The sequence below is a fragment of the Streptomyces aquilus genome, from assembly GCF_003955715.1.
Taxonomy (GTDB): domain Bacteria; phylum Actinomycetota; class Actinomycetes; order Streptomycetales; family Streptomycetaceae; genus Streptomyces; species Streptomyces aquilus.
Genome location: NZ_CP034463.1, coordinates 3977144 through 3996575, shown reverse-complemented (window position 1 = coordinate 3996575; position 19432 = coordinate 3977144). Strand labels below are relative to the sequence as shown.

Sequence of the window (19432 nt, the reverse complement as noted above, 5' to 3'; positions counted from 1 at the left end):
CGGTGTCGCGGAACCTGGCGCGGGGGTCAGTGCCCCACGCGACGATCGGACCGCGTGCCGCGCCGGGCGCGCTGATCACTTCGATGCCCGGCGGGTGGAGGACGTAGCCCCAGCTCAGCTGGGACGCCGTTCGCTCGGTCCAGGTGAAGGGGGGCAACGTCGGGTGAGCCGGGTACCGGCGGCCGGGTTCGTTACGCCCGCCGGCCAGGTGCTCGCGCAGCGCATCGGGTGCACCGTCCAGGAGGTCGGTGCCCAGGACGGACCAGCCCTCCGGAGCCTCGTCGATGAGGTACGCGGTCAGGGCGTCGGTGTCCCCGGCGAAGCGATGCTGGTGTGCGGCGAGCAGCAGGGGCAGGTGGTGGCTGGGGCAGCCGTCCCAGTGGACGTAACTGCCGGCGTATCCGGTGCCGGTGGGGCGGGCGATGACAGAACGAGTGGACAGAGGATCTTCCTGTCGTGGGCGGGGTCAGCGGGCGGATCGGCGCGCGGGCGCTGGCGGCACGACAGGAGCCGCCGGTACGGTCCGTGGGGGCTGCGCGGATGCCGACCGGTTTGTGCGCCGGTAGGTGCTGGCCAGATGGTCCTCGCTCAAGTAGGCGAGTCGATCACCGAGTGCTGACAGCTCCTCGGCGTGCTGGCGGTAGCGCGCGGCGATGCCTGGTTCCTGGTTGTGCTCGCACCATTCGGCCGCGGTCTCCAGGAACGTGTGCAGCTCGCCGAGGCCACTGCGTCCGTCGCCGAGGACGGCCTGCGCAACGGTGTTCAACTCGGCTGCTGTGCGTACCCGGTAGAGCTGACGGGTCCAGTCGATGATGCTCTGACCAGCCTCTTCGTCGGGGAGCGAGGTGCTGAACTCCCGTGCGTCGTGGGCGGCCCAGCGATGCAGGTCGTCGGCGGTAGGGCGGTCGTCCCGATGGGCGGTGATTTGCTGGGTGGTGCGGCCGACGTTGTCGTACAGCTCGAAGTCGGGGTGCGGCAGGGACAAGGGACTCCTCCGGACGGCTACGCACGGTCCGTCGAAGCGGAGCCGACGGGCGGACCGGAGGCGTCGGTGCGGGCGCACGTGTAGCCGATCAGCCGGGACGAGGCGGCCTTCGCGGGCACAGTGGCGGCGTCGGCGCAGACGAACGTGTACGTCACCGACGTGCGCGGGATGCCGTGGAGCCAGGCGTTGTCGTCCTTGCCGGGGTTGATCTGCAGCCCGGAGTGCGCGACGGCGTCGGTCTGCGTGTGCGTGTGGGCGAACAGCACCAGTGCACCGCCGTCGCCGGTCTTCAGCGCGTAGGCGTCCTTGAAACGGTTGGTGCCCCCGGCGAAGACGGTGGTGCCCAACTTCCCGAACTTGCGGGTCGTTTTGTCGTGGACCTTGATCTGCTGCTTGCTGGCCTTGGTCGGGGCGAAGACCTTGGTACCGGTGTTCGTCCCGCCGCTCGCGAAGTTGTCAATCACAGCGGTGCGCAGCACGTCGGAGTCGGCCGCGAGCTGCTTGTTGCCGCTGGCGGCGACCGCAGTGGCGTAGCCGTCCTTGTCGAGGGCGACGTGCGGGAGCGTCGTGTTGTCGAGGTCGACGACGGAGACCATCTCCCACCGCTTGTTCTTCGGCTGCTCGGCGAAGACGGCTATGCGGCTCGGGTCCTTGCCCTTCTCGCCGGAGAGGGCGGCGGCGAACCAGCGGTCCTGGCCGGCGGTGAAGCGCGGGATGTACAACTTGGCGCTGGAGATGTCGTACGACCAGGGCTTGTACGGCTTGCGGTCGGCCTTGGGCAGGCCCTCGGTCTCGATGTAGTCGGAGACGGACATCGCGTACAGCGGGCCGTCCTCGACGGTGTCGAGCAGGGTCCGGTCGCGCTGTGCGTTGGCCTCGTTGTTGATCTTCGAGTAGTTGGTGATGACGGCGCGGGCCTGCGCGTCACTGAGCGCGGGCACCGGCTTCGGCGCGGCGGGCGTGGTGGGGTTCTTCTTCGCGGACGGTGCGTCGTCGCTGCTGCAGGCGGTGGCGGCCCCGGCGAGCAGCGCGGCACAGGCGAGCAGGGGAAGGGCGCGGCGGGCGGTGTGGATGGGTGTGCTCCAGGGTCTTGGGCAGGAAGGGATCAGCGGGTGCGGGAGATGGCAGGGATGGGCGGGGGGACGGGGGTGGCGCTGGTCGCGCGGGGGCTGCGGTTCGGCGTCGGCGGAGCGGTGAGCCGGTCGGCCTCCTGATGGAGCCGGCCGCCGGCCTGGTTCAGCTGACGGCGCGTGCTGGCGATCCGGGCGTACAGCTGGGAGCGCTCGGACTCGATGGCCGTGGTGCGCTGCGGGGAGCGGGGAAGCGAGCTGAGCTGGTGGAGGGCGCCGGCGTGGGCGACGGCTTCGCCGAGGTCGGCCAGGGCGTGCCCGAGGGCGCCCACGGTGCGCGTGAGCTGGGTGACCGTGCGTCGGGTGACGTCGGCTTCAGGGTCGCGAGCGCGGTGCACGGTGCCCGCGGCGAAGGCTGCCGCGGTGGTGAGGTGGGTGATCAGTCCGGCGATGTCGCGAGTGCTGTCGTCGAGGTCATCGAGGTTGTCGACGCCGGAGTGCACCGAGTCGGTGAGCGGCAGCTCGTCGGCCGCGTTGTGGATGCGCTCGGCCAGCGAGTGCAGCTGGCTGACCTGGTCGTATGGGAAGGGCAGATGGACTCCTGATCGTGTGCGGCGGGTGACGGCGCGGTCAGCGGGTTCGGGCGCCTGGACGTCCGGTCGTCGCAACGGCAGGAGCGTGTGACCTCGCGGGCGGGGACACCTGTGCTGTCGTGGCAGTCGCTTGACCTGGTGGTGTGCGGCGGCGGGGGGCTTCGCGCGGGGGTGAGGTGCTCGACACCGTGTCGGGAGCGCCGAAGGGGTGTCTGCCGCCGAGGAGGGAGGGGTTGCCGTCGAGTTCGTCGAGCCATTTGAGGAGCTTGGGCAGGTTCTTGTTGGGTCCGTACGCGAGGTAGGTGCCGTCGGCGCTGTCGCAGCCGAACCACTCGGCGATCCCCAGACGGGACCGGGAGTTCACGCGCCCCATGTGCACGCCCTTGCCGCGGGCCTTCGCCTCGCGGGCCAGCCGTTCGGCTACCGGGCCGAGTTTCCATTCGGTCGATCCGGCCAGGAAGAGGACGTCGAAGCTGTCCCAGGGCAGCAGCCCGGGTTGATCGCAGCCGTCCTGTGCCGCGAAGGCCGCGGGGACACCCAGCTCTCGAATGCGGGCCAGCCACGGGAGGGACTCGGTGAGGGTGCCGGCGGCGTCGAACGGCTGGTCCGGGGCGAGCGCCCACAGACAGCGATCCGGCCCGTACCTGTCGATGGTTCGCGACAGCCAGGCGAACCACGCCTCGGCGCCCGGCCAATAGCGGCCCTTGCCGTCGCTGCCGAACTTGGAGTTGTCGCAGGCGTACAGGGCGCCCTCGGGGATGCGGCTGCCTTGCGCCGGGGTGGTCATACAGCCGATGCGTCCAGCGCTCATCGCGGCCCGTATGTCAGGCCCCGAGGGAGTGCCGAGGTAGCGCACGGTGCACCTCCCCGGCGCCGCCGCAGACTGGCATCCGGGCGAAGGCGCAGTCAGCGGTGATGGCTGCGGACGGCCGTGGGCCGCGAGGGCGGCAGCACGGCGGTCGTGGTCGGTGCGGCGTGGCGCAGGTTCACGCCGATGCCCTGCTCGGCGAGCCGGCGGGCGACCGCCTGAATCCGCAGAGCGCGGCCGTCCTCGCCGTACGCAGCGGGCAGCAGGAAGGCTGCCTGGTGCGGGTGGTACTGGAATCCGTGCGCGTACAGCGCCATCCGCGCCTGCTCCGGCACGCTGCCGTACGGCGCCCCGAGCGCCCCGTCGTCGTACCAGGTCAGCGTCACCACCTGGGCAACCTGCGGCGGAGCCGGCCGGTGCGGGGGCTCGGGCTGCTCGACGGCGTTTCGGCGGACGGTCTGCAGCGCATGCTCGTAGCGGGGAAGGAGCCGGCGGGCGATTCGAGTGGAGGCGCGTACCGGATCGTTGGGGACGGCGATGCCGTTCGGCTCGGTGACGCCGACGAAGTGGTGGGGCTTGAGGTGGGCGTCGTCCGGCTCGAGCGGGGCGACGACGAACTGGTGCGTGTGTAGCGGACGGTCGGTGACAAAGAGGCGCTTGCCGCCAGGGCCGTGCAGGACGGCGTCGTGGGCGAGGACGAACTCGCTGACCACCCAGTCGACATGACCGACGTCCCAGAGCTGTTCGGCGAGGGGGAACTGGTCTTTGTAGGCGGAGTGGTGGTGGTACTCGCTGTTCCAGATACCCGGCAAGCGGAAGGCCAGGTTGGTGGCGAAGGCGTTCAGGTCGTTGCGGGCTGGGGGCATGGGTTCCCGGTGGTGAAGGCTGAAAAGTCGCAGGTGGCAGCCGGTGCGGTCGGAAATCTTGGGGTCAGTGCATGCGGGCGTCGGTGTCGAAGAGCGCCAGCTCGTGGGGGTGCAGGAGGTGCTGCACGATGAAGCTGCGCCCCGCGACCTTCCAGAGCCCTCGGCCGCGGTTGAGGTGGGAGATCGCGTCGGCTTCCACCGACGTGAGCCCCAACAGGGCTGCTGCCGCATGGAGTTGGTCGGTCTCCTGGCGGTAGATGATGCGGGTGGAGCAGTCGGCGAGCAGACCTTCGGCCAGGGCGCGACCGCGGGATCCGGCATCTCCTGCGGTGAGCAGGTCGGACAGCCGGTGGATCACCATCAGGTTGGCGATGCCCAGGCCGCGGCTCAGCTTCCACTGGGACTGCATCCTCGCGAGCAGGCCGGGGTGGCGCATCAGGCGCCAGGCTTCGTCGTAGACGATCCAGCGCCGGCCGCCGTTCGGGTCGGACAGCGCAGATTCCATCCACGCGGAGGCGCAGGTCATGGCGAGGACGAGGGCGGTGTCGTCGCCGGATCCGCCCAGGCATGACAGGTCGATGGTCAGCATGGGCGAGTTGGGGTCGAAGGCCACTGTGCTGGGGGCGTCGAACATGCCGGCGAGGTCGCCGTGCACGAGGCGGCGCATGGCGTGGGCGAGGTCGCGGGAGGCGTCGCCCAGGCGGCCGGACATGACGCCGCCGACCCGGTCGAGTTCGTCGGGGTTGTTGAGGGTGGCGGCGATGTCGCCGAGCAGCGGGGTGCGTCCGCTCGCGGCGGCGCGGGCGACCACGGCGTCCAATGCGACGTCGAGTCCAGTGTGCTCCATCGGCAGCAGGTCCCGCCCGAGCACGGTACGGGCCAGCGAGCCGAGCAGCAGCAGACGGCGCTTGCGGATCTCGCCCGCCCAGTCGGCCTCGGAGACACTGTTGGGCCGCGGCGCCGCGTCCAGAGGATTCAGCTTTCCCGGCAGACCCGGCCCGAGCGCGATGGACGTGCCGCCCAACGCCTGTGCCACAGGCGTCCATTCACCCTTGGGATCACAGGGGACGTAGACCCGGTATCCGAAGGCGATCGACCGTAGCGCGAAGCTCTTGGCGAGCGCCGACTTGCCCTGACCGATCACCCCGGCCAGCAGCACGTTGGGGTTGGTGAAGCCCTCGACCTTGCCGTACAGCGCGAACGGGTCGAAACAGAAGCTCGCTTCGGCGTGGACGTCGCGGCCGATGTAGATGCCCTCGGCGCCGAGGCCGCCTTCGGCGAGAAACGGGTACGCCCCGCTCGCGGTGGCGGTGGTCATGCGGTGGGCGGGCAGCTTGAGCCTGTTGTTGCGAGACGATGCGGGGCCGGGCCGCCCGGCGGGCGGGAAGAGGGGTGGCGGCATCTCCTGTTCCTCCACACCGATGCCGCTGGTGTGGGCGGCTGCTTCGACGCGGGCCTTCGCGGCGGCCTCGGCGAGTTGCCGGCGGGCGGCTTTGCGGGAGGCGCGGTCGGTGGCGTGAGGGGTGAACAGAGGGCTGGCGCTGGCTCGGCGGGCTCGGCGCGCGGGCCGGTGGCTCATGAGGGGGCGGCTTTCAGGTGACGGCGGTCTGGACGCGGCGGCGGGATTAGACGACCGGTGAGGCGGTGAACAGAATCGGCTTGAGGTAGCTCTTGCCGTCGCCGGACCAGTCCAGCTGGATGTAGCCGTCGGCGAGGTAGCGGCTGCCGGATCCCGCCTTGTGCTTCAGGGTTCCGGTCGAATAGGAGCCATTGCCGTGGCTGCTGCTGTGTTCGAGCGCGTACTCAAGTCCGTTGTAGGCGGCGGACTTCACGACCGGGTCCGTGCCGCTGATGCTCTTCTTGGTCTGGAGCTGGAACTTGGCGTTGTTGAAGGTGTAGGTGTTGCGGTTCTTGGCCGTGTACGGGCCGTCCCAGTACACGGTGGCGTTGGTGTAGATGTAGCCGCCGGACCGCATGGCGCAGAGCGTGACGTCGAGGTCCCAGTTGTCGGAGTCGGGTCCGTTGTACGACGGGTCGTCGACCGTGTAGCTGCTGGTCGTGCAGTGATAGCTGGCAGCGGAGGCCGGCGCGGCGGTGGCCAGGGCGGCGGTGCCGGCGAGCGTGGCGACGATGACGGCGGTGGAGGTGGAGCGCTTGAGCTTGCGCATGCAGGGCCTTTCGGTGGTGGGGGTTACTGGGCGCAGGTAGTGGTGCGGCTGGCTGCCGGGGCGTTGAGGTCGGCCGGCGTGGTCTTGCGCCGTACGACGTGGCCGGCGGCGAGGTGGCGTTGGCAGATGGTCAGGACGGGCGGCCCCTCGGGGAGGCGCTCGGGGCGGCATTCGGTGCCGGTCTCGTCCGCCACGGGAAGGAGGTGGAAGGCGTCGTGGACGGCGGCGGTGGCCTGCCACAGCCGGGTGTGGGCGGTGGCGAGCTGTCGGCCCGCGGCGGGATACGGGGGCCGGGTGGTCTCGGCGAGCTGGTCGAGCAGCTGGTGCAGCGCGGTCAGGTGGGCGTGCAGCACGTCGAGGTGCGCGCGGTCGGTGGCCGAGGCCGGGTGCTCAGCACGAGGGACGAGGGTGCGCGCGTGGTGGCGGATGCCGGCGCTGGCGGCCCGCAGGTACGGGTACGCGTCACCGACGGGAATGGCAGAGGTCAAAGGGGAAAGGTTCCTTCCTGCCGCGGCGGCAGGACGTCGGCGGGTGGCCGGGGGGTTACAGGGCCGTGCGGGCGAGGGGGAGGGCGCCGAGCGTGAACGCGTCGGGCTGCTGGAAGTTCAGGCGCCGCAGGTCGACTTGGGCGGTGACGGCGGCGGTCTCGATCTGCGCGCAGGCGGCGTCGAGGAGGGCGTCGGTCTCGGCGGACACGGTGAGCAGGCCGGTCAGAGCGACGTCGGCGTGCCCGGCGATCAGCTGACGCTCGCGGGTCTTGACGTCCGCGTACTCGACGCTGTCGGCTTCGGAGTCGACCTGCCCGCGCCGTGCCCTTTCGTTGGCGTCGGCGATGATCGCGGCCTTCTTGCGCTGCACGTCGCGCATCGCGGACTCGAGCCCCTGGGGGACGTATATAAGGGAGAGGGTGCGGCGGACGCCGGCGGTGAACATCAGCCCGTGCAGGAAGCCCGCCGAGGTTTCGGTGCGCGGCCAGTCCTCGACCCAGTAGGTGGCGTGCCTGGCGGAGTCGGTGGCGAGCCGGTCGTACTCCTCGACCTGCACGACCGGCCCGGCGGCGGCCGGGTCGGCCTCGGCCCGACCGGACTGCGACCACTGCTGCAGCGCGGAGAGCGCCTTGGGGTCGTAGGCGGTGCGGATCACGGCCGCGATCTCGCGCGCCGAGAGCCAGCCGGTCACCATCAGTCCGGCGCTGCGCGCGGCCTGCGCGATCGAGCTGGTGGTCTGCTCCATCACCGTGAAGGCGCCGGGAAGTCCGCCGCCGGCCTGCGAGATGAGCCGCTTGGCCGCTTTCAGGTCGAGGGAGATGGCCAGATATGCCTCGTGCGGGGCGGCGGCCGGTCCGGCGGAGGCGACCAGTTCGCTGTAGACCTGACCGGCCACTGGTGTCTCGGGGTGGCCCTGGTGGGTCCAGTGGCGGGCGAGGGTGTCGCCGCTGTCGGGGACGGTGCGCTCCAGGACCTGCACCGTGGCGACGTGTCCGGTGCGGGCGATGCCGGCCAGGGCCCGCCCCCACCCGGCGACGTTGTGGTTCTGCGTCGCGGGGTCCAGCAGCGCGAAGGCCCGGCTGGAGACGCGGGCGACGGCGGTCAGGGTCTGCTGGTGCGGGTCCTGGATGGCGGCGGCGCCGTTGGCGGAGTCGCCGGGGGTGACCACCCGCAGCGAGGCGGCGGTGCCGGGCAGGTGCAGGACGCCGTCCTGGCGGGGGCGGGTGACGGGCCGGGCGAGCCACAGCGTCTGTCCGGTGCGGCGCCGATGCGCGAAGCGCAAGACGATCGGCGCCCAGTCGATCAGCGAGCGGCCGTGCCGGCGGATGGCGACCAGGGCGGCGACCACGGCCCACAGCGGCGTCAGGGCGATGGCGCCGAGCAGCCCGGTGGACACCACCGTGCCGAGCAGGAGCGCCAACGCGCAGGACACCAGGACGAGTTGCGGCAGAGACAGGCCGAGCAGGATGCCGCGCCGGGAGCGGTGGGGGAATTTGACGGTGAGCGGTGTGACGGTGAGATCAGACAAGGGCTGTTCCGAGGGTGCGCGGGGCGGTGGCCGGGGCGGCACGGCGAAGGAGTGCGCGGCGCGTGCCGCCCCGGAGTCGGGCAGGAGCTACAGGCCGGTGGGCGGGGGCGGCGGTGTGCCGCTCCCACTGGTGCCGGCCGAGTTCGGTGCCGGCGGGGCGCCCTGCGGCGGGGGCGTGGAAGTGCCGCCGCCGGGCTGCGACATGAAGCCGCTGCCGCCGCTGGGTGCGGATGCGGAACCGCCGCCTCCGGGCGCGCCGCCTACCTGACCGCTGGTGTCGTCCCTGGGGCTGGTCGGGGGCGGCTGGACGGCCTTCGCCAGACCGGACTTGATCCCGTTGCCGCCGGAACCCGGGGAGCTTTGGCTCTCCTGGCCGCCGCCTCCGGTGGGGTTGGCGGCGATGTCGCCAGGGAATCCGCCGCCCGCGGCCTCGGGCCCGGCGGCGCCCGCTCCGGCTGCCGCGCCGCCCGTTCCGGCGGTGGCGACCGCGGCGGTGGCCTTCCGCGTGGCCTTCTCAGCGTGCTGCCGAGCGAGTTGGGCGCCAGCACCACCGGCTCGGTGAATCGATTCTCCGTCCGTGCCCTCGGCCGCCCAGTGGACGAACTTGAAGGTGGCGTACGGGCAGAGCAGCACCAGCACCATGATCACGATGCCTGCCATGACATCGGCGAGCGCGCCCAGGCCGTCCTTGGCCTCGGTCTTGCCCATGGCTGCGATGCCGAGCACGAAGATGATCGTCATCAGCAGTTTGCTGACCACCAGGGTCGCGGTGGCCTCGATCCAGCCGCGCCGCCAGCGGCGGGCGACCTCCCAGCCTCCGCCGGCCCCGGCGAACACCGCCAAGGTCACCATGACGAGGATGCCGACCTTGCGGACCATCATCACGCACCAGTAGAGGAGCGCGCCGACGGCGGCACCGAGCCCGGCGAACACGGCGACCAGCCAGCCCAGGCCCGCCAAGGAGGGGATCTGGGAGACCTTCACGATGCGGCGTACGGCCGTCTCGATGGACAGGTGTGATGCCTTGAACAGGCCGGCGGACAGAGCGTCGACCACTTCGATGGCGACGGTGGTCAGGGCGATGGCGGCGAACGCGAAGATCACACCCGAAGCGGTGCCGGTGAACGCCTGGGTGAGGGCCTGCCCGTCGCGTTTGACGGCGGCCCGGATGAGCTGTGCACAGAACGTCCCGACCAGGATCACCAGGCCGATCGGCAGCAGCATCTCGTAGTTGTCGCGGAACCAACCGGCGTTCAGGTCGACCTTGGTGGTGGCGTCGACCGCCTTGGCGGCCAGATCGGCTGCGGCGGCGGCGAGTTCACCGGCGCTCTTGGCCATCCAGTCGCCGATCGCCTTGCCGGGATCGGAGGCAAAGTCGACGGCCTCGCCGACGGCGCAGAGTTTGTCCGCTACGGGGAAGTCGCAGAAACCCAAGGGAAGGTGGCCTCCTTATCTATCGGTGGGGTGGGTCACTGCGTGACGCTGGGGGCGATGGCGGCGAGAGTGCAGTCGTGGTTGGGCCGGCACTGCACGGCGAGGGTCACGGCGCGGTCCTCGGCTCCGCCGCCGCCCTTCTTCCACTCGATCTGCTGCTTGCCATTGACGGTGACGACGTAGATGTACGCCTCGGTGATCGCGGACGGGTCCTCGGCGAGGGCCTGCTTGAACGCGCCGGGGTAGTGGCCTTCGGTGACCGTGGCACTGGCGTGCTGGTCCTGGTCGGCCATGCGCGACCACAGCAACGGGTCGGGTACCTGACCGGACACGGAGGCCCAGTCGGTGTACTTGGTCTCCTTGGTCATCCACGCGCGCATGCCCGCGAGTTGCTGGTCCCGGGTGGTGTCACGGGTGTCGTACGACCAGAGCATCGCCGCTGCGGCCTTGGCGAAGGCGACCGGTTCGGCGATCTGCGGGGGTGTGGGAACCGACCCCGACCCGGCCGCGGGCTTCGGCGCGGCCTCGGAGGGTGAGGAACTGCTGCTCTGTGAAGGCGTGTTGGCGCTCGGGTGGTGCTTGCCGCGGCCGGTGAACCAGGCGGCGGTCGCGGCGAGGGCAAGCAGTGCGGTGATGACCAGGGCGACGATCGCGACGCGCTTGTTGGCGGACCAGGTCACGCCGTATCCGGACAGGGAGGGGAGCCGATTTGGCATCAGTGGACCTGCGATCCCAGGCCGGAGAAGAACGCCACGATTCCGTTCGCGGCACCGAGGCCGAGCGCGGCGCCGGCCGCGACGACCGCGCCCTTCTTGCCGTTGGCCTCGGCCTGGTGACCACCGGTGTGGTGGCCCCAGGCCCACACGCCGAGCGAGACGGCGAGGGCGCCGACGACGGCGATGATCCCGAACATGTTGATGCTGTTGACGACGTTCTTCAGCACGGACAGGCCGGGGAGACCGCCGCCCTTGGGGGAGATGCCTGGGTCGTAGGCGAGGAGGACTGCGGCGCGGTCTGCGAGAGGTATGGGCATGGGTGTGGCGGGGCTCCTTGCGTGCGCGGGCCGTGCAGGGGCCGGCGAAAAGGGAAGAGAGAGGGGAGGGGGCGCTCGCGGCGCGAGAAGGGGGCCCGGCGGGCGCGGCCCGGGAGGTGTTCGGGAGGCGCTCGGCGTCAGAGGACGCGGCGGACGGCCAAAATTTCCCAGTCCTTGATCGGCGTGATCCGGACCGGTTTCGATGTGCGCGGCGCCTCGATGACGAGGCCCTTGCCCATGTAAAGGCCGACGTGTTCGGGCCGGGCGGCGGTGCCGCGGCTGAAGATCAGGTCACCGGGCTTGAGGTTCTTTGCCGAGACGGCCTTGCCCTCGTTGACCTGCGTGTACGTGGTGCGGGTGAGGTGGACGTCGGCGTGCGCGTACGCCTGCTGCATCAGTGAGCTGCAGTCGCAGCGGCCCATCGGGTCGGGGCCGTGGGCGTTGGTGCACGAGCCGCCCCACTGGTAGAGCGTGCCGAGCTGGTTCATGGCCCACTCGATGGCCGTGCGGGCCTTCGGATCGGCGTCCTTGGGGATCTTGTATCCCTTCGGGACGCTGCCCTCGGGGATCCGCCCGAAGGACGTGCCATCCTTGTCGGGAGTGCACCCTCCGGCACTGGGCTTGGTGTCCTTGTCCTTGGTCGTGTCCTTGGCGGACTCGTCCTTGTCGGCGTTCGGGAACGTGGCGGCGATGGCCTTCTGCAGCGCGGTGGCCAGGTCCTCCCACTGCGCGTACGCGTCCGGGTAGCCGGACTTCTGGACGGCCTGGGCGGCTTGGGTGACCTTCATCTGCTGCCAGCCGTCGACCTTGAGCAGTGCCTTGTAGAAGCGCTCGGAGGCGTAGACCGGGTCACGGATCTGCTGCGCGGTTCCCCACCCCTGGCTGGGCCGTTGCTGGAACAAGCCGAGGCTGTCCCGGTCACCGGAGTTGAGGTTGCGCAGCCGCGATTCCTGCATCGCGGTGGCAATCGCGATGATCTGCCCCTTCTTGGGCACGTCAAGGCTGACGCCAGTGGCCACGATGGTCTGCGCGTTGGGGATCTGCTCGGCCGGAAGGTCCAGGCCCTGGATGTGGACGTCCTTGGCGGACGCGCCGTCGAGGAGCTTGGTGACTTCCTTGGTCACCTCGGCGGTGTCGATGCCGGTCAGGCATCCGCTGAAGGAGGAGGTGGTCGAGGCTTCGCTGGAGGACGCCATCATCATGGCGGTGCCGGCGAGCAGGAGCGGGGAGAGCACGACGACGCCGATGCCGGCGGCTATGCCCTTCAATCCGGTCCGCCTCCCGGGAGGCGGTCACGGGCCGGTGGACGGATCGCGGGCAGGGGAGGGTAGAGCGATGTCACAGCGAGGTCCTTGGTGAAGTCCCGGCGGCGCGTGCGTCGTTGAGGAAAGGGCGCGACGTCCGGGTGGTGGGTAATTCGGGTCGCCCGGGTGCTGTCGCGAGTTGCCGCTCGCACCGGCACAGGGCGTCGGGTCAGGTGTGCCAGGACATGGGAATACCTCTAGGAAGGCAGGGGCGGGGATGTGCCATCGGCGGTGTCCGCCGGGCAGTTCCAAAACAGTAAGGGCGGATCCCCGGTTGCCGAAATCGTGTCTGATCAAGGCTCTATTTCGGGGCTTTCGGCGGCGATAGCGCTCAACCGGGGATCGTGCCCTACAGTTTTGGCTCCTCCCTCTCGCCCCCTCACGTCGCAGACCGCAGAGCCGTCCGCCCGCATTCGGTCCCGTGGGGTCATACAGGCGAACTGGAGCGTCTCTCCCTCATCTCACACGACCCGAATTGGGGTATCTCTTTGCCTTTTTCCCTGCACCAGGGCGACGCGCTCAGCGTCCTCGCCGAGCTGCCGGACAACTGCGTTGACTCCGTCATCACCGACCCGCCGTACAACAGCGGCGGGCGGACGGCGAAGGAGCGCACCTCGCGGTCCGCGAAGCAGAAGTACACCTCCGCCGAGGCCGCGCACGAGCTGCCGGACTTCACCGGCGAGAACATGGATCAGCGCAGTTACGGCTTCTGGCTCACCCAGATCATGACCGAGGCGCACCGGCTGACCAAGGTCGGCGGCACTGCGCTGCTGTTCACCGACTGGCGCCAGCTGCCGATCACCACGGACGCCATCCAGGCCGCCGGCTGGCTGTGGCGGGGCGTGCTCGCCTGGCATAAGCCGCAGGCCAGGCCGCAAAAGGGCAGGTTCACGCAGAACTGTGAATTCATCGTCTGGGCGTCCAACGGCCCGATCGATGCGTCCCGCAACCCGGTCTACCTGCCGGGCCTCTACAGCGCTTCGCAGCCCAGCGGCAAGGCGCGCCAGCACATCACGCAGAAGCCGGTCTCCGTCATGCAGGAGCTGGTGCAGATCGCTCCGCAGGGCGGCACGGTGCTCGACTTCACCTGCGGCTCCGGCTCGACCGGGGTTGCCGCACTGCTGGAGGGACGCGATTTCATCGGCGTCGAGAAGACGAAGCACTACGCCGAGATCGCTGCCGACCGCCTCACCGAGACGCTGCAACAGACCCTTTCCCAAGATGACTTGACGCTGACTGTCTGAGGCTGAAACCCGCGCGCGGCGCGGCAAGCGGCGCCCTTCGTACGTGGTCCCGCCGCGTCGTGCGCAGCGTTATAGCAGCGAATCCCCGGTTACCGAAACCGGGGATTCGCTGGATGGTTGGAGCCGCAATCAACGCCCTATGGCTGCGGCCCAAGGAGGCCCCTTTTCGTGCCTGAATCCATAAACCCCCCGGAGGACACGGAGAAGGATCCGGTCCAGATATCCGACTCTCCTCTGCCCTCGGAGGAGGGAGAGCTGGAGCCGGTTCGGCTGCCGGAGGCTGGTCTGGCGAGGGTCGAGGCGAACGTCGCCATGCTGCTGGATCGATCCGCGCGGCACGAGCGTCAGATCGACGACCTCTCGGCGGCACCACCGCCACCGGACTCGCCGTTCGCCGCCTACGGGCTGCCGGGATTCGCGGGCCTGCCGCCCGTCCCCGCGCCGCCCGAGCCGCGTCCGATCCTCGAGCTGGAGGACGAGGAATACGAGGACGAACTCGACGCCCTGTCCGACTGGGTCGACGACTTCCTCGTCCGGGTCTACGGGGCGGAGGTCACCACCGCCGCCCCGTGGTGCGAGCAGTGGCAGGAGCACCCCGATGTCGTCGCCTGGCTTCATGCCCTGTGGCTGGCCTACCAGCAGCACAAGGATCCCGAGGCCGGATTGAGTGGCCTGTTCGTGTGGCACCGGGACTTCCTCACCCACGCCATGGCCACCGTCCGGGCCGCTGGCGGTCCGCTGTCCGCGTGCATGACCGATCCGGACCGGCCCGCGCACCGCCTGCTGCCCGGCCCCCGCCCCTCGAACCGGAACACCTCCGCCACCGAGGAGAACGAGGAGTCCGGCGAGCTGGGCCAGGCCGGCGGATGACCGGACACGAGGACCGGCCGGCATTCGGCCTGTCCTTCGACCCTCGCGCCCTGACCGACCTCCTGCAGGCCCCCGGCGACATCCGCGACCTGGCACTGGCCCAGCTCCAGGACGTCGTCAACGCCCGTCTGTTCGGCGCCAAACTCACCCGCGACCTCGCCGGCTGCCGCAAGGTCTATGTCGATCACCGCAATGCCTGGCGCATCGTCTACGCCCAGCGGCCGGCGCCCGCGAACTCCACGCACACCGCCGAAATCCACGTCGTGGCCGTACGACCGCGCGAAGCGCACGACGTGTACGACACCGCCCGCGCACGCCTCGGCATCCGCCGGCGCCCCCTGGGCGAGCGCACCCACGCGGCCCGCACCCGCTCGCCGCAGCTGGGCACCCGCCCGCCCGTCCCCAAGCCGGGACCACCGCCCTCTGTGATGCCCGGCCTTCCCCGACCCGCACTGCCCCCGACCCTGAAGGGCCCCGTTCGTTGACGCAGTTCCCCACCCTGATCGACCAGGTCGCCACCGCCGTACTCGCGCCGGCCCAGGTCACCGAGAACCCGCACCACCGCGCCATCCTCGACGTGTTCGTCGAGATCCAGGAACTCGACCAGCAGCTCGCCGAGTTCGCTGGCACCGAGCTTCCCGGCGTCAGCCCCACCGAGCAGCTCAGCACCCTGACCGACCTGCTGGTCGAACGGATGGCAGCCGGGGCGGAGCTGAGCGCGCTCCTGGCCACCTCCTGCTGCTGCGCAGCCGCGTACGAAGCTGCGCCCCCGTCCGAGTACGAACCGCTGGAGGACGAGGAGCCCGGCTTCGACCCGGACTTCGACGACGTCCACGAGGACGCGTGCGAGGAGTTCCTGTCCTGCCCCAGCAGCCCGCAGACGATTGTGCACGCCTGCCTCGCCGTCTTCGACGACGAGGGCGCCCTGGACTACGTGAGCACCGCGGAGCTGGTCGAGCGTCTGCGCGGTCTGCCCGGTCAGGCTGAGGGGCGCTGGAGCTACGCCGACCTCACCCCGCTGCGGCTGGGTCTGCTCCTGCGCGGCTACGGAGTACAGCCCTGCAAGCCGCGCGCGGCCGACGGCAGCCGCTACCGGGCCTACCGGCGCGCCGACCTGCTGGCCGCCCGCCCGACCTGCTCCTGCTGAGGCACCCCGCCCTCGCGCGGAGTCGGCGGGTGACGGAGGCGGACTGGGACCTGGTCGCCGCCTTCCACGCGCAGTGCTCCGAGCAGAACCTGCTGCGCCGCTGGGGCCGTACGCGACTGACGCCCCGCGACCTGTCCCGGCTGCTTGCCCACGCGCAGTGCTGGATCGGGCTCGGCGCCGACGAGCGGCCCGTGGCCCTTGCCTGTGTCGGGCCCGTCAGCCGGGAGCCGGGGGTCTTCGACCTCGGACTGCAGGTCGTCGACCACCGTCAGCGCCAGGGCATCGGCACGGCCCTGGCCTGCCAAGCCGCCCACGTCGCCCGCGCGCGCGGAGCCCACACCCTGTCCGCGTTCACGCAGGTGGCGAATACGCCCATGCTCCGGCTCCTCGACCGCCTCGGCCCGACGTCGCATACCCGCGACGGCCCGTACGTCGAGGTCCGACTCGCCCTGGACGCGCTCGCCCCGGACCCAGAAACCGCTCCGCCATGACCGCACCACAGCCCGACGGGCTGATGCCCACCGCCCTCGATCAGCGGATCGAAGCCGCCGTGGGCTACGGCGTCGAGGAGCTGCGCCGGCACCGCGACAGCGGACTCCTCGACGCACCGCACGCCGCCCTGGCCGACGCGTACCGCGAGCTGGTGGTGGCTGAGCGGGACGTCACCTTCTACCGTGTCCGTCTCGCTCGCCTCGCCTCCAGTGAACTGCCCGTGGACCAGGCGCTGTTCGCTCGAATCGAGCGCACCCTCGATCAGCTGGCGACGGCCGCCGCCGTACGCGATGCGAAGCGATCCGTGGCAGCCGCAGCGCTGGCGCCGATCGAGGCCGACGCTCCTCGGCAGGCGCCACCGCAGATCGCGACGAAGGATGTGGCGGCTCTGCTCGCCATCGCCCAGGGCGCCAAGCTGCATGAACACCTCGTCACCCATCGCCTCGCCGTGGCGACTCCCACCCGCACCCGCATCTCCTACGCCCAACTGCAGCACCTGGAGGAGATGGGCCTGGTGGCGCGCGACACCGCGCACCCGGTGCACGCCGGGCAGCCCGTCACTCTCACCGATGCCGGCCGCGCCGTACTGACCGCACCCCGCCGCGCGGGCCCGCCCGGGACCACGCCCGCGCCCCTGCCGCCGGCCCTCCCTGCCGTCTCCCGTACCCGCCGCTGAACCGCGCTCCGTGCTACGCGCACGGTGCCGCCGGGGTCACGACCGAAAGTACCGATGCCCACCTACGAACCCGATTTCCGCCTCGACGGATACGAAGCCGTCAACGACCACGTCGCCGATCAGTTCTGGGGGCACATCGGCATCGAGCAGGACTCGATGACTGTCCTTGCCGAGCACCACAGCGACGATGCCGAGCACAGCTTCTACGTGATGCACAACCGCGCCGTCACCTGGGGAATCCCCTGGGAACCGCAGCTAGTCGCCCTGCACCTCAAACGCGACCCGGCCGCGTGCACCTACCAGTTTGACCACGCAGAGCTGCCACTGTCGTCCATGGCCCAGTCCTGGCTGATCGCCCGCGGCTGCCCCGAGGAGAAGATCCTCCTGCCCGACGGCATGGGCACCACGGCCGCGAACGACGCCACCCGCGTGCTGGAGCAGCGCCTGCGCAGCGACGGCGACCACTTCGCCCTGCTCACCAGCTACACCCACGACAGCGACCCGATCCAGACGACCGTGATGCTGCGCGCCCTCGACGAGAAGGCGGCCGTGCCCTTCCGCGTGCTGCTCGAAGAGGTCGACAGCACCGCATGGACACACACCTTGCGCGAGGGCGGCTTCGTCACCTTTGAGGCCGCCACTCAGTGGTGGGAAGCGCACTGGAACGGCGAAGTGCCCCCGCTGCCGATGGCCTCGCCGGCGACCCGGCCCGTCACCACCGTCCCCGGCCTGCCGACACGCCCCGCCCCGCCGCGCGGGCCGAGCCGCTGAACTCCCGCTAAACCACGGGCATTTCGCTTTCCTGCCCCGAGAGAATTCCATCAGCTGTGCGCGAGGCGGCACGGAACATAGCACGCAATCCCCGGTTACCGAAACCGGGGATTCTCCGGACTCTTGTTCTCGGCCCGCACGGCACCCGCCTGGGGCTGCTTCTCCCGTATGCCCTTTCTTCGAATTGGAGCTCAATTCCCCATGCGCTCAACCCGCATAGCCGTCTCCGCTGCCCTGCTCGGTGCCCTCGTGCTGCCGCTGGCCTCCACCGCCACCGCGAGTGCTGCACCCGCGCAGGCGCCTGCCTCCATGACCGACCCGACCTGCAGCAAGCCCGGTCCGTGGACGCTCAGCACCAAGGCCATCACCATCCGCGCCAAGGCGTCCGTCAACTCCCAGGCACTCGGGATTCTGTACCGGGGCCACAAATTCACCGTGCACAAGACCAGCGGAAAGTGGCGCTACATCACCGACAGGACGACCGGCGTAAAGGGCTGGGTCTCCGCCAAGTACGTCTACCGCCCGGCCGGCATGTGCCTGGACTAGCCGACCGGCACCCCATCCATTCCCACACCGGAATTCCCGATACGAAGGGAGCTTCTTCGTGCTCGACGCCAGCGAAGACGTGATGGGCGTCATTACCGAGCGCATCGAGGACCGATTCCAGATGCCGCTCGCCGACCTGCGCCGGGCTGTTGAGGCGGCACCGCAGGCCAATCCCGAGGCCACCACCATCGTGCACTGGTACGGCCTGCTCGCCGAAACGCAGCAGGCCCTCGACACCGCCGAGGACGCGCTCGTCGAGGCGCTGGGCACACAGCCGCCGGATGTACTCGACGATCCCGTCATGGAGTTGGCCCACCAGGTCAACGCCGCGGTCGCCTCCCGCGACGGCCGCGCCATGGTCGTGCAGTACCTCCTCGACCCCAACGCGCCCGGCAAGCGCGGCCCCGGGGTATGGCGCGGCGCGTCCCCGGCTGCTCGTCGCGCCCCGGCCCTGCCTACCTCTCCGCCCACGCTGCCCAGCACGCGGAACTCCACGGCGCGCGGGGCCACGCGGTGAGCGCCATCGACAAGTCCAGCAGCCGTGATGCGGCGCTGCAGGAAGCATTCGGCGCAGACATAGCCGAGCTGTACGCGCAGGCAGTCCGCGGCGAGGCCAATGCTGCTCTCCAGCGTGCGCTGGAACTGCGCAGCTTCCTCGCCGTCGCCGAGGAGCAGGTGGCCCGTGTCCGTGACCGTGTCCATGCCGCCACGGCTGCCGACGGGGACATGGACGACCTGTCCGCCGAGGACCTGCGGTGGGACGCGGACTGGCTGGATGCGGCGCTGGCCGGCCGCGACGGCTACACCGCCGCTCTCGACGAGCTGCTGCGCACCATGCCGGCGCCGAACCAAGTAGCAGTGTCACGCGCCGGGTTGAGTCCCAAGATCGCCGCCACCGCTCCGCCCGCCCCGGCAGCACCCCGCGCCGGGGCGGCGCGGACCCGCCGTCCCTGAAAGTCCACCGATTGCCCCAGCCCGACACCCCGTCACCCACCGTTTCCCAGCTCGTCGCCCAGCGCATCGAGGCGCTCTACGGACAACCGCTCGCCGAACTCGAAGCCATAGCCGACGCCACCCCCGAGACCACGCTGCTCGCCGCCTTGACCGGCACTCACGGCGACCTGGCCCTCGCCGAACGCAACATCGCCTTCCAGCTGCAGAGGCTGCGCGAACTCACCGCCCCTGACCAGGAGATCGGCCGATTTGCCGCCGGTCACATCCTCGACTGCGCCCGGCGCATCGCCGAGTCCGTGGCCACCCGCGACGCCTACGCCAAGAGCACCAGCGCGGTCCTGGGCGGCCTGCGCCGTGCGTCCGCCCCGGACACCCACCAGCCGGCTGTACCGGCCCCCGCCACACCGACGGCGACCACCTCCCGCACCCGCTGACCCACCCGTACCGCTTGAGGA

24 protein-coding genes are annotated in these 19432 nt (G+C 70.6%); 11 read left to right on the top strand and 13 right to left on the bottom strand.

All coding sequences use genetic code 11. The features are described 5' to 3' along the window. Positions 1-466: 466 nt before the first annotated feature. The 13 genes from EJC51_RS18370 to EJC51_RS18310 all read right to left on the bottom strand — a co-directional run bounded on the left by EJC51_RS18370 (position 467) and on the right by EJC51_RS18310 (position 12241). On the bottom strand, positions 467-985 hold the full coding sequence (locus tag EJC51_RS18370; protein WP_126272076.1) for a hypothetical protein: 519 nt from the start codon (positions 983-985) through the stop codon (positions 467-469). 17 nt (positions 986-1002) lie between these two features. Beyond that, on the bottom strand, positions 1003-1926 hold the full coding sequence (locus EJC51_RS18365; protein WP_126272075.1) for a DUF8094 domain-containing protein: 924 nt from the start codon (positions 1924-1926) through the stop codon (positions 1003-1005). A 164-nt stretch (positions 1927-2090) separates the two neighbouring features. After that, positions 2091-2723, bottom strand: a complete 633-nt coding sequence (locus EJC51_RS18360; RefSeq protein ID WP_244362705.1) for a hypothetical protein — start codon at positions 2721-2723, stop codon at positions 2091-2093. Beyond that, entirely contained in the window at positions 2686-3459 is a 774-nt protein-coding gene (locus tag EJC51_RS18355) for a hypothetical protein (RefSeq protein ID WP_208870722.1), read from the bottom strand. The genes EJC51_RS18360 and EJC51_RS18355 overlap by 38 nt, the downstream gene beginning before the upstream one ends. A 95-nt stretch (positions 3460-3554) precedes the next feature. Then, the gene (locus EJC51_RS18350; protein ID WP_126272074.1) at positions 3555-4322 is read right to left on the bottom strand and encodes a hypothetical protein; all 768 of its coding nucleotides are present in this window, start codon (positions 4320-4322) and stop codon (positions 3555-3557) included. A 64-nt stretch (positions 4323-4386) separates the two neighbouring features. Beyond that, entirely contained in the window at positions 4387-5901 is a 1515-nt protein-coding gene (locus tag EJC51_RS18345; protein WP_126272073.1) for a TraC family protein, read from the bottom strand. A 46-nt stretch (positions 5902-5947) separates the two neighbouring features. After that, positions 5948-6490, bottom strand: coding sequence for a hypothetical protein (locus EJC51_RS18340; protein ID WP_126272072.1), 543 nt, complete (start codon positions 6488-6490; stop codon positions 5948-5950). A 23-nt stretch (positions 6491-6513) separates the two neighbouring features. Beyond that, positions 6514-6978, bottom strand: a complete 465-nt coding sequence (locus EJC51_RS18335; RefSeq protein ID WP_126272071.1) for a DUF6238 family protein — start codon at positions 6976-6978, stop codon at positions 6514-6516. Positions 6979-7033: 55 nt separating this feature from the next. Next, positions 7034-8506, bottom strand: coding sequence for an SCO6880 family protein (locus tag EJC51_RS18330; RefSeq protein WP_126272070.1), 1473 nt, complete (start codon positions 8504-8506; stop codon positions 7034-7036). A gap of 87 nt (positions 8507-8593) precedes the next feature. Beyond that, positions 8594-9940 (bottom strand): SCO6881 family protein, encoded by a 1347-nt coding sequence (locus tag EJC51_RS18325; RefSeq protein ID WP_126272069.1) that lies wholly within the window; start codon positions 9938-9940, stop codon positions 8594-8596. Between the two features lie 35 nt (positions 9941-9975). Beyond that, entirely contained in the window at positions 9976-10656 is a 681-nt protein-coding gene (locus EJC51_RS18320) for a hypothetical protein (RefSeq protein WP_126272068.1), read from the bottom strand. Then, positions 10656-10973 carry a DUF6112 family protein gene (locus EJC51_RS18315; protein WP_015662377.1) on the bottom strand — a complete coding sequence of 106 codons (318 nt, stop codon included), beginning with the start codon at positions 10971-10973 and terminating at the stop codon, positions 10656-10658. Before EJC51_RS18315 ends, EJC51_RS18320 begins: the two co-directional genes overlap by 1 nt. Positions 10974-11110: 137 nt before the next feature. Continuing rightward, entirely contained in the window at positions 11111-12241 is a 1131-nt protein-coding gene (locus EJC51_RS18310) for a C40 family peptidase (RefSeq protein WP_126272067.1), read from the bottom strand. A gap of 524 nt (positions 12242-12765) precedes the next feature. Between EJC51_RS18310 and EJC51_RS18305 the strand changes: the two genes are divergently transcribed. From EJC51_RS18305 to EJC51_RS18255, 11 genes are all read left to right on the top strand, one after another. Continuing rightward, positions 12766-13521: a DNA-methyltransferase gene (locus EJC51_RS18305; protein ID WP_126272066.1), complete on the top strand. Its 756-nt coding sequence runs from the start codon at positions 12766-12768 to the stop codon at positions 13519-13521. A 168-nt stretch (positions 13522-13689) separates the two neighbouring features. Next, positions 13690-14391 carry a DUF4913 domain-containing protein gene (locus tag EJC51_RS18300; RefSeq protein ID WP_244362703.1) on the top strand — a complete coding sequence of 234 codons (702 nt, stop codon included), beginning with the start codon at positions 13690-13692 and terminating at the stop codon, positions 14389-14391. Then, positions 14388-14876: a hypothetical protein gene (locus EJC51_RS18295; RefSeq protein ID WP_126272065.1), complete on the top strand. Its 489-nt coding sequence runs from the start codon at positions 14388-14390 to the stop codon at positions 14874-14876. The genes EJC51_RS18300 and EJC51_RS18295 overlap by 4 nt, the downstream gene beginning before the upstream one ends. Continuing rightward, positions 14873-15538, top strand: a complete 666-nt coding sequence (locus EJC51_RS18290) for a DUF3631 domain-containing protein (protein WP_126272064.1) — start codon at positions 14873-14875, stop codon at positions 15536-15538. Before EJC51_RS18295 ends, EJC51_RS18290 begins: the two co-directional genes overlap by 4 nt. Before the next feature lie 29 nt (positions 15539-15567). After that, positions 15568-16029: a GNAT family N-acetyltransferase gene (locus EJC51_RS18285; protein WP_126272063.1), complete on the top strand. Its 462-nt coding sequence runs from the start codon at positions 15568-15570 to the stop codon at positions 16027-16029. After that, positions 16026-16706, top strand: a complete 681-nt coding sequence (locus EJC51_RS18280; protein ID WP_244362701.1) for a hypothetical protein — start codon at positions 16026-16028, stop codon at positions 16704-16706. Before EJC51_RS18285 ends, EJC51_RS18280 begins: the two co-directional genes overlap by 4 nt. Positions 16707-16760: 54 nt before the next feature. After that, positions 16761-17477 (top strand): hypothetical protein, encoded by a 717-nt coding sequence (locus EJC51_RS18275; protein WP_244362699.1) that lies wholly within the window; start codon positions 16761-16763, stop codon positions 17475-17477. A 201-nt stretch (positions 17478-17678) separates the two neighbouring features. Then, on the top strand, positions 17679-18023 hold the full coding sequence (locus tag EJC51_RS18270; protein ID WP_208870721.1) for an SH3 domain-containing protein: 345 nt from the start codon (positions 17679-17681) through the stop codon (positions 18021-18023). 58 nt (positions 18024-18081) lie between these two features. Next, on the top strand, positions 18082-18540 hold the full coding sequence (locus tag EJC51_RS18265) for a hypothetical protein (RefSeq protein ID WP_126272062.1): 459 nt from the start codon (positions 18082-18084) through the stop codon (positions 18538-18540). Then, complete coding sequence (locus EJC51_RS18260) at positions 18537-18977, top strand: hypothetical protein (RefSeq protein ID WP_126272061.1); 441 nt, start codon at positions 18537-18539, stop codon at positions 18975-18977. The genes EJC51_RS18265 and EJC51_RS18260 overlap by 4 nt, the downstream gene beginning before the upstream one ends. Before the next feature lie 11 nt (positions 18978-18988). After that, positions 18989-19411 carry a hypothetical protein gene (locus EJC51_RS18255; RefSeq protein ID WP_126272060.1) on the top strand — a complete coding sequence of 141 codons (423 nt, stop codon included), beginning with the start codon at positions 18989-18991 and terminating at the stop codon, positions 19409-19411. Positions 19412-19432 lie beyond the last annotated feature (21 nt).